The 12,164-nt window shown below is 62.5% G+C and carries 13 protein-coding genes; 7 read left to right on the forward strand and 6 right to left on the reverse strand.

The annotated features are described in order from the left end of the window. Positions 1–45 precede the first annotated feature (45 nt). The 3 genes from AYM40_RS17245 to AYM40_RS17250 form a co-directional block, all read right to left on the reverse strand. Positions 46–1,293 carry a 3-dehydroquinate synthase II gene (locus tag AYM40_RS17245; protein WP_236720860.1) on the reverse strand — a complete coding sequence of 416 codons (1,248 nt, stop codon included), beginning with the start codon at positions 1,291–1,293 and terminating at the stop codon, positions 46–48. Positions 1,294–1,555: 262 nt separating this feature from the next. Continuing rightward, on the reverse strand, positions 1,556–1,684 hold the full coding sequence (locus AYM40_RS43265; RefSeq protein WP_256390485.1) for a hypothetical protein: 129 nt from the start codon (positions 1,682–1,684) through the stop codon (positions 1,556–1,558). Between the two features lie 504 nt (positions 1,685–2,188). After that, positions 2,189–2,632, reverse strand: coding sequence for a MarR family winged helix-turn-helix transcriptional regulator (locus AYM40_RS17250; protein WP_063497275.1), 444 nt, complete (start codon positions 2,630–2,632; stop codon positions 2,189–2,191). Between the two features lie 147 nt (positions 2,633–2,779). On the opposite strand from AYM40_RS17250, the gene AYM40_RS17255 reads away from it, so the two are divergent. Then, the gene (locus tag AYM40_RS17255) at positions 2,780–4,318 is read left to right on the forward strand and encodes a DHA2 family efflux MFS transporter permease subunit (protein ID WP_063497276.1); all 1,539 of its coding nucleotides are present in this window, start codon (positions 2,780–2,782) and stop codon (positions 4,316–4,318) included. A 50-nt stretch (positions 4,319–4,368) separates the two neighbouring features. Here the strand turns inward: AYM40_RS17255 and AYM40_RS17260 are convergent, their stop codons facing one another. After that, on the reverse strand, positions 4,369–5,076 hold the full coding sequence (locus AYM40_RS17260) for a FadR/GntR family transcriptional regulator (protein ID WP_236720963.1): 708 nt from the start codon (positions 5,074–5,076) through the stop codon (positions 4,369–4,371). 352 nt (positions 5,077–5,428) lie between these two features. Between AYM40_RS17260 and dgoD the strand changes: the two genes are divergently transcribed. From dgoD to AYM40_RS17275, 3 genes are all read left to right on the forward strand, one after another. Further along, positions 5,429–6,577: a galactonate dehydratase gene (gene dgoD, locus AYM40_RS17265; RefSeq protein ID WP_063497278.1), complete on the forward strand. Its 1,149-nt coding sequence runs from the start codon at positions 5,429–5,431 to the stop codon at positions 6,575–6,577. Positions 6,578–6,831: 254 nt separating this feature from the next. After that, on the forward strand, positions 6,832–7,134 hold the full coding sequence (locus AYM40_RS17270) for a hypothetical protein (protein ID WP_063497279.1): 303 nt from the start codon (positions 6,832–6,834) through the stop codon (positions 7,132–7,134). After that, on the forward strand, positions 7,131–7,391 hold the full coding sequence (locus AYM40_RS17275) for a YodC family protein (protein ID WP_420488454.1): 261 nt from the start codon (positions 7,131–7,133) through the stop codon (positions 7,389–7,391). Before AYM40_RS17270 ends, AYM40_RS17275 begins: the two co-directional genes overlap by 4 nt. Positions 7,392–7,472: 81 nt before the next feature. Here AYM40_RS17275 and AYM40_RS17280 read toward each other — a convergent pair whose 3' ends face one another. After that, complete coding sequence (locus tag AYM40_RS17280) at positions 7,473–8,402, reverse strand: CopD family protein (RefSeq protein ID WP_063497280.1); 930 nt, start codon at positions 8,400–8,402, stop codon at positions 7,473–7,475. Continuing rightward, positions 8,399–8,776, reverse strand: a complete 378-nt coding sequence (gene copC, locus AYM40_RS17285; protein ID WP_063497281.1) for a copper homeostasis periplasmic binding protein CopC — start codon at positions 8,774–8,776, stop codon at positions 8,399–8,401. Before copC ends, AYM40_RS17280 begins: the two co-directional genes overlap by 4 nt. A gap of 368 nt (positions 8,777–9,144) precedes the next feature. Here copC and AYM40_RS17290 point away from each other — a divergent pair, with 368 nt between their 5' ends. From AYM40_RS17290 to trhA, 3 genes are all read left to right on the forward strand, one after another. Beyond that, the gene (locus AYM40_RS17290) at positions 9,145–9,876 is read left to right on the forward strand and encodes a c-type cytochrome (protein ID WP_063497282.1); all 732 of its coding nucleotides are present in this window, start codon (positions 9,145–9,147) and stop codon (positions 9,874–9,876) included. Between the two features lie 21 nt (positions 9,877–9,897). Then, the gene (locus AYM40_RS17295) at positions 9,898–11,196 is read left to right on the forward strand and encodes a c-type cytochrome (protein WP_063497283.1); all 1,299 of its coding nucleotides are present in this window, start codon (positions 9,898–9,900) and stop codon (positions 11,194–11,196) included. 122 nt (positions 11,197–11,318) lie between these two features. Further along, on the forward strand, positions 11,319–11,939 hold the full coding sequence (trhA, locus tag AYM40_RS17300) for a PAQR family membrane homeostasis protein TrhA (protein WP_063497284.1): 621 nt from the start codon (positions 11,319–11,321) through the stop codon (positions 11,937–11,939). Positions 11,940–12,164 lie beyond the last annotated feature (225 nt).

Here is a 12,164-nt window from a genome sequence, read left to right on the forward strand (position 1 = left end):
ACCAAGATATGTATGCGATGTCCAGCGAGCAAGTCGGCGAAACAATCAGACTTCGATGATGTGCTCGTCGACCTTGACGCCGACATGGCGACCCGGCTGCGTCGTGAATCCCAGCACGCAATCGCCGGGGCGCAGTTCGGTCACGTGGCGGGGTAACGCCTGATCTGAAAAGACGCGCACATGCCAGTCGTCCTGCATGACGATGTTGACGTTCTCGCCGCCGTCGAACGTCACTTCTATCAGGATCAGCGGACGGATCTCCGTCTTGACGCGTCCCACGTAAATCTGCCGCGTGCGGCCCGACGCATTGACCGCGGTGATCTGCGAGCCTGCCTTGAGTTCGCTGATATAGCTGGTCCGGTCGCTTGCATGAAAGACGTAGCTGTGTACTGAAGCTGCGTTGATGCGGAACGGACGGAGTTCCATATAGGGAAGATGGAAGACTTCCGGGCAGCACAACAGTCCGCCCGTCGACGTGGACCCTACCAACAGGCCCTCGTCGGGTTCGAACATGTGCGTTGTGTCAATACAAGCCCGATAGCCAAGGCCGAGATGACGCGTCGCCCTCACCACACCCGTCTGAACACGCATGGGCGGGTTGCGGACCGCATCGAGCTTTGCGACGAAGGCGTCGAACTGCGCCACGTCGGTGAAACTCGCCACTACGCCGTCGCTTCCGAGTTCCAGCACCCCAAGCGCGATCACCGCGTCGTCGACATCCGCGCCGACTTCCTTGAGGAGACGCGCCGGTTGGGTGTGCAACTCGGCGATCACCAGTTCGAGTGGAATGTTGGTCGGATCTTTAAACGACACCATCACGCAATCGTGATGGACACCATGGCGGAACGAGTCGCCCAGCGAGCGCGCATCGTTGACATGCGTACGGAAGCAGGTCGACCAGCCCGAATCGGCGGCTTGTGCCAATAGCTGGATATCGGCGCTCGACACGATGCTCCTGGCTTCGCCCTCTTGCGCCTCAGCGAAGAAACCGGCCGCCTGCGCCAACTGCCAATCGGCCGCGTCGGCACAAGCGACGACGCGCGTCGTGGTCGGCGGAAAGCGATCGGCAAACGTGCTCCAGTTATTCGGATAAAGGACTACGCCATTGAAACCGCTCTCAATGATCTTGCCGATGATCTCTTCGCGTTGCACGTCGGTCAGGTTTTCGAGTGCACGCGTGTCATACCAAAGTGCGATGCTTTCCGCATCATGCAGTGCCGAAACGGATTGCTGCCGCTTGCGTCCCTTGGACGGCGCGTTGACGGACGGCTTCTGCATTGCTTCCTGATTCATGGTTGCTCTCTACGGTTGCCTTCTACTACATTTAAAATATTTTATAGACCTAATTAATTTCATAACAACCTCTATCGACGAAAATCATCGACGAGTCCATTGTGTAGTTTTTTGTCACAAGACGAACGATGGTAAATCGTCGCATTACATAACTTCCGTTACCGGTATGCGGAACCGCTATATCAGAGTGGCAACGCTCTGCGCGCCCCCCGCCCGGTAAATCCAATCTTCTGAAACGGATCGAATAACGCTATTGCCCTGACTAACCCGCTATGCCCATTGCCGGATCGCTGACGCTGTCCTTACCCGTTTCGACACGGCCTGCAAAACGCCGCGAGAAACCACCTGCCTCGGCAAGCGTGAAGTCGTACCAGCGCACTCTGCTGCGCATGCTGAGCGTCCGCCTGGGCTTTGCTCGAGTATCTGGTGAACGCCTTTCGCCGCCACAAATACAGACACCCCCTCGTCGATGTAGCCCGGCATCGTCAATACCCTCGACTCGCCGAGTGCGAATGAGGTCGCTGCCTGTAATGCCGGTGGCAACGCGTCAAACAATTGCCGTGTCGCCGCCGGGTCACTGCCCAGATTCCCCGCCACCGCAGCCGGCCAAGGCAGCGGCGAAGGTGAGCGAGATCGTTTTTGCCGAGATGATTTTCATCCCCAACTCCCCCCGACCAGGTCGGTCGGCTTGCAGGCCGTCTGCACCGCGCGCAACTGCCTGTGGTGACTGAGCGTCCCGGCTGAGCGGAAGTAGCACCTGCCCGGCAGGAACTGCAGGGAGTGAAAGATCGACTGACACCCTGCCTACTCATGTTGGCAGGTCAAGGACGGTCTTCAGCGTGGTCCAATGCCGCAACCACGGGTAAATACGAACATCAGCGCGATGTCAGCGGGTTCAGCGATCCACCAGCCGGCTGAGATTACCGCGCACCCGTTGCAGCAGTGCGATGAGCTGCTTCGCTTCTTCGTCGGTAAAGCCGTTCAGCGCTTCGAGCGCGATTTCATCGCCCACTTTGCGGGCCTTGCCAAGCGTGCGCTCGGCCTTCGGCGTCATACGCACCTGGCGCTCGCGGCGATCCTGCGGATTGGCCGTGCGCTCGATCCAGCCGCCCTCTTCCATGCGGTCCAGCAGACGTCCCGCCGAAATCGGCGCGACTTCGAGCAGGTCCGCGAGCCGCGCCTGGTTGATGTCGCCGTAATGGGCAAGGTTGGCCAGCACGCGGCACTGCGCGCGCGTCAGATCGACCGATGACTTCGCTAGATCGTCGAAACGCTTGCCTGTCAGGCGGCCGACGTCGGAAATCAGAAAGCCGAAACGCTCTTCGAGTTGGATGCTCATGCGCGGATTATACGAAAGGCCTTCGTTTGTCGTCGTCGGAATGGGTGTAAGCAAGCGCAATTCAGGCTCCGCATAATTCCTGGTGGGCGCATGCGCATGCAGCCGATATACTAAGCATGCTTACTATATCGAAGATCCCGCTCGCCCATGTCCTCCGACTCCCCGCCGACGAGCGCCGCCGTCCCGCTCAACCGGCCGATGATCACCGTCTCGATCATGCTCGCGACGCTGATCCAGACGCTCGACAGCACCATCGCCAATGTCGCGCTGCCGCACATGCAGGGCACGCTGTCCGCGTCGCAGGATGAGATCACGTGGGTGCTGACCTCGTATATCGTCGCGGCCGCGATCGCCACGCCTTTGACCGGCTGGCTGTCCGACCGGCTGAGCGTCAAGCGGTTGCTGATCTTTGCGATCGGCGGCTTCACGGTGGCCTCGGCGCTGTGCGGGTTGTCGGAAACGCTGACGCAGATCGTCGCGTCGCGTTTGCTGCAGGGGATTTTCGGGGCCTCGCTGGTGCCCCTGTCGCAGTCGATCCTGCTCGACATCAATCCGCGCGAAAAGCAGGGCCAGGCGATGGCGGTGTGGGGCATGGGCGTGATGGTCGGGCCGATTCTCGGGCCGACGCTCGGCGGCTGGCTCACCGATAGCTATAACTGGCGCTGGGTGTTTTTCATCAACGTGCCGATCGGCGCGTTTGCGCTGTTCGGCGTGGCCACCTTCCTGCCGGCGCGTGAACCGAAACACGACGCCAAGTTTGACGCATTCGGCTTTGCCACCCTGGGTCTTGCCATCGGCGCGCTGCAGGCGATGCTCGACCGCGGCGAGCAGCTCGACTGGTTCGGCTCGCATGAGATCGTCATCGAAGCGATGGTCGCGGCGCTCAGCTTCGCGTTCTTCCTCGTGCATACCGCGACGGTCGGCAAGCAATCGTTCTTCAAATATGAGTTGCTGAAGGACCCGAACTTCGCCACCGGCACGTTCTTTATTTTCGTGATCGGCGCGGTGATGTATGCGACGCGCGCCTTGCTGCCACCGATGCTGCAGAACCTGATGAACTATCCGGTCGCGACGACGGGTCTCGTCACGGCGCCGAGCGGCGCGGGGACCATGGTCGCGATGCTGTTTGCGGGGCGGCTGTCGAAGCGGGTCGACGCGCGGCTGTTGCTGCTCGCCGGCTTCCTGATCTCCGCGTTCGCGCTGTGGCAGATGATGCATTACACGATCGTGCTGTCGGCGTCGGATATCGTCTGGCCTGGCGTAATCCAGGGCTTTGGCCTAGGCCTTGTGTTTGTGCCATTGAGCGCGCTGACCTTCTCCACGTTGACGCCTGAACTGCGTGCAGACGGCACTGCGACGTACAGCCTGATGCGCAATATCGGCAGCAGTATCGGCATTTCGATCGTGCAGACGCTGATAACGCGCAACACGCAGGTTTCGCATGCTGACCTTGCCGCGAATATCACGCCCTTCAATCCGGCGATCCAGCCCATGCTCAACAGCGGTTCGAATTACGACCTGGCGGCGCTGAACGCGTCGATTACGCAGCAGGCTTCGATGATCGCCTATCTGAACGACTTCAAGCTGATGTTCCTGGCCACGCTGCTGGTCATTCCGCTGGTGCTGTTGATCCGCCCGGCGCGCCAGGCGCCGGATGCGTCAATGGCGCATGCGGCGATGGATTGAGCACGATGATGGATGGGTCAAGCAGGAGCGGCGGCGCACTCGCGTCACACTCACCCTTCGATTCTTCCGCGCGTCACGCTCAGCAAGCCTGCCATCGCTTCTCGCGCCGCCACCGCGTCACGGTCGCGGATCGCTTCGAACACCGCCGTGTGCTCGGCCAGCGATGCGTTGAACACGTCCGCGCGTTTCGCATTCAGGCGTAGCTGTGCTTCCAGCGTGCGCTCGATCAGCGTACCGAGCGGAATCAGCAATTCGTTGCTGCAGGCCGTCAGCACGCTCAGATGGAACTGCAGATCGGCGCGGACCCATTCATCGACATTGCGCGCCGCGACCATCGACGCATGGGCTGCCGCCAGCGCATTGAAGGTGTCGTCCGTGTGCGAGGCCGCTGCCAGACCTGCGGCGTACGGCTCGATCATCTCGCGCATTTCCTGCAGCTTGAGCGCGAACGCCATCGGCTCCGCGACGCGCGAGTACCAGTCGAGCACGTCGGCATCGAGCAGATTCCACGCGTGCTTCGGCCGTACGCGGGTGCCGACCCGCGGACGCGATTCGATCAGCCCTTTCGACGTCAGCGTACGCAGCGCCTCGCGCAACACCGTCCGGCTCACGCCGAAGGTATCCATCAACTCCGCCTCGCGCGGCAGGATCGAGTCGGGCGCGTAGTCGCCGCGCAGAATCGCGGTCGCCAGCAGATGGGCGACGCGCCCATGCAGATCGTGCTGAATAGCTTTCTCCCAGCAGCCTCTCGGCGCTATTGATATCGGAACGACCGCGATTATCCGGCATCCCGACCTGCCGACCTATGGCTTCGGCACCGTTCCGGCGTTGGTCATGCTCGGCCGCGACCTCGCCGTTGCCGTCGCCGTCGCCGTCGCCCGTCGCCCGTCGCCCGTCGCCCGTCGCCCGTTGCCCGTTGCCCGTTGCCCGTTGCCCGGCGCCCGGCGCCCGGCGAGTATCCAGCAGCCCCGGCCAACATCTGGACCAACACCCGGCCACTATTTGACGAATAGTACTATTAATAGTACTTAATCGCGCTTTTGTTGTAGCATGTGAATCCTCGAAATCGCCCGCACACGCAGGCACTCAAGCCGCAAGGAGACGCACGCCATGAAAATCACGAAGCTCGAAACCTTCATCGTTCCACCGCGCTGGTGCTTCCTGAAGATCGAGACCGACGCAGGCATCGTCGGGTGGGGCGAACCCGTGGTGGAAGGCCGCGCGCATACCGTGGCGGCTGCCGTCGAGGAACTATCCGACTATCTGATCGGCAAAAACCCGCTACTGATCGAAGATCACTGGCAGGTGATGTATCGCGCGGGCTTCTACCGCGGCGGCCCGATCACGATGAGCGCGATCGCAGGCGTCGACCAGGCGCTGTGGGACATCTTGGGCAAGCATCACGGCGTGCCGGTTCATGCGCTGCTGGGCGGCCAGGTGCGCGACAAGATCAAGGTGTATTCGTGGATCGGCGGCGACCGTCCGAGCGATGTTGCGAACAATGCGCGCGCCGTGGTCGAACGCGGCTTCAAGGCGGTGAAGATGAACGGCTCGGAAGAGTTGCAGATCATCGACACCTTCGACAAGGTGCAAGGCGTCATCGACAACGTCGCCGCCGTGCGCGAAGCGGTTGGGCCGAACATCGGCATCGGCGTGGACTTCCACGGCCGCGTGCATAAGCCGATGGCAAAGGTGCTGGCCAAGGAGCTCGACCCGTACAAGCTGCTCTTCATCGAAGAGCCAGTGCTGTCGGAAAACGCGGAAGCCTTGCGCGACATCGTCAACCAGACCAACACGCCGATCGCCTTGGGCGAACGCCTGTATTCGCGCTGGGACTTCAAGCACATCCTGTCGGGCGGCTACGTCGACATCATCCAGCCGGACGCATCGCACGCGGGCGGGATTACCGAGTGCCGCAAGATCGCGGCGATGGCCGAGGCGTACGACGTCGCGCTCGCCCTGCACTGCCCGCTTGGCCCGATCGCTTTGGCCACCTGCCTGCAGATCGACGCGGTGAGCTACAACGCGTTCATCCAGGAACAGAGCCTTGGCATTCACTACAACCAGGGCAACGACCTGCTCGACTACATCAAGAACCCCGAAGTCTTCAAATACGAAGACGGCTTCGTGTCGATTCCACAAGGCCCGGGGCTCGGTATCGAAGTGAACGAAGATAAGGTGCGCGAGATGGCGAAGATCGGCCACCGCTGGCGCAACCCGGTGTGGCGCCATGAGGATGGCAGCGTCGCGGAGTGGTAATTGCGTGACAGCTTGATGTGTCACGGCTGACCGGCGCGCACGTTACGCCAGACGTAGCACGCGCCGTCTCAGTTACGTTACACCGCGGACCGAAACTGCCGGAACACGCGCTTCGCGGCGCTTTCCCAGCCCTGCGACATCGCCCGCAAAACTTTATCCAGAAAGGCTTTCACGCCGTTGGTTCGGCACCGGACATACGCATGGCCCGCTCCTTGCTCAAATGCATGCAAACGACACATGCATCGGGGAACATCATGGGCGAATTCCTGCCAGACTATCTGCTCCGCGAACAGGCCGCCGTCGGCGCGCTGGTGGTGTTCGGCGTGCTTCGCATCATCGGCGCGATGCTCGCCTATGAACGCGGCTGGCGCATCTCCGTGGTCGAAAAGTGCTTTGTCGCGGCCGCGGTACTGTACTGCCTGCCGCAGCTCTCCGATCTGCTGACGCATATGGTCGGCTCGCATGCCGCAGGCGCGGAACTGGAAGGCAAAGCAGCGGGCTGCGCGATCGCGCTCTTCTGCGCGCCGATTCTCGGACATCGGCTCGGCCTCGAATGATCGGGCTCATCGAACGGATGCTCACCATGCGACTGGGAAAGAAACCTGCGAGGCCCACGAAACCCGCCTACTGCGCCGGCGACGTCCTGACGCTCAAGTCCGGCGGACGTCCAATGACGGCCACCTGGACCGGGCCGGTGCTGTTTGCGCCGGGCAACTGGCTGATCTGCCAGTGGTTCGGCAACGACGGCGAACTGCAGCAGGAGATGTTTCCGGAAGAGACACTGGAACGGGCGCGCAACGCGCTCGCGGCCTAGAGGGCAGTAACGGATCAGCCGGCGACCGCCGGGCGACCGTGTGTGTTGCGCCGCACGTTTTTACTGTGCGGCGCTTTTTTCTCAGCCCAACGCGGCAAATGCCGGCACGCTGTGCGACAACACGGCCGCTGCGACGAACACGCCAATCATCGCCAGAGCTTCCAGATACAGCACGTTGACGAAGGTATGCGCGTCCATCGTCGAGGCCGTGCGGCGCAAGCGCGGCAGCGCCGAGAAACGGTTGAGTCCGCCGAGCACCAGTGCGAGTGCGATCAGCGTAAGCTTCAGCGTCAGCACGTGGCCCCACGTGCTCGTCTCGATCGCTTCGAACGAGCCGCCCGAACCACGCACGGCATTGAAGACGCCCGTCAGCAATACCAGCCCGACCGCCACCAGCGATACGTTCGACACCTGCGTCGCCGTGCGGATCAGCATCCCACGAGCGGTCGACGTGCCCAGCGCGGGCAATACCGCGAGCCCCGCCGCCATCGCCAGGCCGCCCCAGACGCCCGTGACCAGCACGTGCAGCGTCTGCATGCCGAGCGCCGCCGAGACCGGGCCGGCATCTGCCGCGTGGCCGAGCGACGCCTTGCCCGCCGCAATCGCGATCACCGCGAGCCACAGCAGCGCATTGCGCAGCATGCCCGTATGACCGGCCATGGCCGTGCCCAGCAACACCAGCGCGCCGGCGAACGCCACGCTCCAGCCATAACCGACATGGGTTTGCGTCAATACGGACGGCACCACGCCGATAGCCGCCGGCAACGCCACGCCGCTCATCGACGCCGCCTGATACAGCAGCCAGCCGAGATCCGCGAGCACCAGCACGACGCTAGCCGTCAGCATCGACCGTTGCGCGCGCAGCCAGGCGGGCCGCGCAGGGTTGATCTTGGCCTGCGCATCCTTAGCGAGCCACGCGCCGAGCAAGGCCGAACCGACGGCAAACGCGAACGCGACATTCATGAGCGCGGCCATGGCGACCTGCCCGATCCACAGTCCGTCCATGGTCATTTGACGATGAACGCGAAGTCGCCTTGCGTACGGTGGCCGTCCGTGGCAACCGCCGTCCAGTGCACCCCGTAGCGGCCGGCCGCCAACTGCGGCAACGCCAGATGCATCACTTTTGCATCACTTTTGTCGACTTGCGACGCGGCCAGCGCGGCGGGCTTGCCGCTCGCGTCGCTCAGTTCAAGCTTGCTGAAAGCCGGCTCGAGCGGCTCAGTGAAATGGATCGTCACTTCGGTGACGGCGGCCACTTCGGCGTTCGCCGCCGGCTCGCTCGACACCAGATGCGCATGCGCAAACGCCGTGGACGTCATGACCAGCGCGGCGGCGCCGAACGTCAACGCACGCAGCGCCGGACGGGAAAAATTGAATAGCTTCATGTAAGGCCGATAGCTTATGGAAAATAGAACGGTGGACATTGAGCCAGGGGCGTGGGCATCGGACAGACGCCAGCGCGCCCGGAAGTGTACGCTTCGATGGTCGGCGTGCGCGTCGGTTCAACCCGCTTTGTCATGCAAGCCTGCAAGAGCAGCACTTGCGCCCGCGATTCCTCGGACAAAATCGGGATGGCCGGCCCACTTGCCAGGCGGCGGCGCGCGACAAACTGTCGCATAGCTGTGACACACGGAACCTTCTCTAATGTGGCAAATAGTCACCATCACCCTTCGATGATAGAATTCCGCGTCGTCGCAGCGCCGGCTGCCCTTCACACCGAGCCGCCCGAAGTTCGGTCAGGTCCCCGATTTTGATGGAGTTACGCGTGTCTTCAAGACGCATTTTCCGCCCGTTGCTCGCCCTTCTGCTGATCGGCTCCGCGGGTGTCTATAGCGCTGCGAAAGCGCAGACTCAACCGAAGGCCCCCGATACGATGGAAGCGCGCGTGCAAGGCTGTACGGCCTGTCACGGCTCGCATGGCCAAGGTACCGACAACGACTACTTCCCGCGTCTGGCGGGCAAGCCGGCCGACTATCTGTACAACCAGCTACAGAACTTCCGCGAGGGGCGCCGCAAGTACCCGCCGATGAACTACCTCGTCACGTATCTTTCTGACGACTACCTTCATCAAATCGCCACGTACTTCTCGCAGCAACGCCCGCCGTACCCCACGCCGGCCAAGCCGACCGTGTCGGCGGCCATCGTTGCGCGCGGCGAGCAGATCGTGCTGCACGGCGACGCATCGAAACAGATTCCGGCTTGCGCGGCCTGCCACGGCAAGGCGCTGACCGGCATGGAACCCGCTATCCCGGGTCTGGTCGGTTTGCATGCTGATTACATCAGCGCGCAGTTGGGCGCATGGCGTTCGGGCTCGCGTCATGCCATCGCACCGGATTGCATGCACACCATCGCCACGCGTCTGACTGATGACGATGTGAACGCCGTCGCTGCATGGCTTTCCACGCAAACGGCCCCACAAAACCCCGTGCCGGCTCCGGCCCGCTCGATGAAGACTCCGCTTGCCTGCGGCAGCGAACCGCAATAAGGCACCGGGAGAGACACTCAAATGAAACGCAAGTCTTTGTTCGCCCTCTCGGCAGTCGTGGTCGTTGCGGCAGCCGCACTCGTTCCCGTCCTGTGGTCGGGCGGCGACAACCTGCATAACGGCACGGCTATGGCGGCAACGCCCGCCGACGAGGCCGCGCTGATCAAGAAGGGCGAGTACCTCGCCCGCGCCGGCGACTGTATCGCCTGCCACACGGTGCGCGGCGGCAAGCAGTTCGCCGGCGGCCTGCCGATGGCTACGCCGTTCGGCACGATGTTCACGCCGAACATCACGCCTGACGACCAGTACGGTATCGGCAAGTGGACGCAGGACGACTTCTACCGCGCGATGCACACGGGCCGCTCGAAAGACGGCAGCCTGCTGTACCCGGGCTTCCCGTTCACGAGCTACACGAAGGTCACGCGCGCCGACTCGGACGCGATCTACGCGTACCTGCGCTCGGTTACGCCGGTCAATGTGCCGAGCCGCCCGCACGAACTGAAATTCCCGTTCAATCAGCGCAACATGCTGATCGGCTGGCGCACGCTGTTCTTCCGCGAAGGCGAGTACAAGGCTGATCCGACCAAGTCGGTCGAATGGAACCGTGGCGCGTACCTGATCGAAGGCCTCGGCCACTGCGGCATGTGCCACACGTCGATCAACGCCATGGGTGGCCCGGTCAGCTCGGCGGCATTCGCCGGCGGCTTGATCCCGCTGCAAAACTGGTATGCGCCGTCGTTGACGTCGAACAAGGAAGCCGGCCTCGGCGACTGGGAAACCAAAGATATCGCCGATCTGCTGAAGACCGGTGTGTCGAACCGCGGCGCGGTGTTCGGTCCGATGGCTGAAGTGGTTCACAACAGCCTGCAGTACATGTCGGACGAAGACATCAACGCAATGGCCACGTACCTGAAGACGATTCCGCAGAAGAGCGAAGCGCCGGAACCGCTGCAGCTCGAAACCTCGGAAAAGTTCGGCGGCGAACTGTTGAAGCAAGGTCAGAAGATCTACGCTGACAACTGCGCGAAGTGTCACGCGGAAAATGGCCTCGGCATGCCGCCGTCCTTCCCGCCGCTGGCGAACAACCAGTCGATCCAGATGCCGTCGGCGGTCAATCCGATCCGTATGGTGCTGAACGGCGGTTACCCGCCGAGCACCGACTCCAATCCGCATCCGTACGGCATGCCGCCGTTTGCCCAGGCACTGTCGAACACGGAAGTGGCAGCCGTCGTGACGTACATTCGTATGTCCTGGGGCAACCACGGTACGGCTGTGTCGCCGCAGCAAGTGTCCGATCTGCGTTCGGCGCCGCTCGACTAAGCAGCGTCAGACGCACCTGGGGCGCGGCCTGCGAAATAACGCGGCCGCGCCCTTCGTTTTTTCAGGACCGGTATCATGTGGGTGGTATAAACCCTAATGAAACCGCGCAGGAGGAAAGAGCCGTGCATGTCGGCGAGCGTTTCAACAGCATTACCCACCTCGTCGGCGCCGTGCTGTCGGTGGCGGGGCTGGCTACGCTCGTGACAATGGGCGCGCTCGACGGCGACGCGTACAAGGTGGTGAGTTTCAGTGTCTACGGCGCGATGCTGTTCGTGCTGTATGCTATCTCGACGCTTTACCACAGCGTGCGCAACCCGCGTGTCAAAGCGGTTCTGCAAAAATGCGACCATTCGGCGATCTACCTGTTGATCGCCGGCAGCTACACCCCGTTCGCGCTTGTCACTTTGCGCGGACCGTGGGGCTGGTCGCTATTCGGCGTAAGCTGGGGGCTCGCCGCTCTCGGCATCGTGCAGGAACTGACGCTCGGGCGACGCACCCGCAGCGTTTCGATGGTGCTGTATGTATTGATGGGATGGCTCGCGCTCGTTGCCGTCCGCCCGCTGGTTCAAGCTTTACCAGCAGCGGGTACCGCCTGGCTCGTGGCCGGCGGGATCATCTACAGCGCCGGTATCTACTTCTTCATCAACGACGAGCGCATCCGGCACGGACATGGTATCTGGCACCTGTTCGTACTGGCGGGCAGTCTGTGTCAATTCGTCAGTGTTGCGCGCTACGTCGCGTGACATCCCACGGCGGCGAAATGCAACTTAAGGCCAGTCAACGTGTCTGCATAGCGCGTTGAAGCATTCGGCACGCATTTGAGCGTGCCGCCGATTTCTCTGCGAACGGAACTGGGCTTTGGCCTCGAATGCGCCATGCGGGTGTGTTCATGCCGTGCTTGTACCAGCTTGTACCCGCCTGGGCCCGCTTTGGACCCAATTGGTGCCGCCTGGCGCCGTCCGCGAAAC

This window comes from Paraburkholderia phytofirmans OLGA172 (genome assembly GCF_001634365.1).
In the GTDB taxonomy this organism is placed as follows: Bacteria; Pseudomonadota; Gammaproteobacteria; order Burkholderiales; family Burkholderiaceae; genus Paraburkholderia.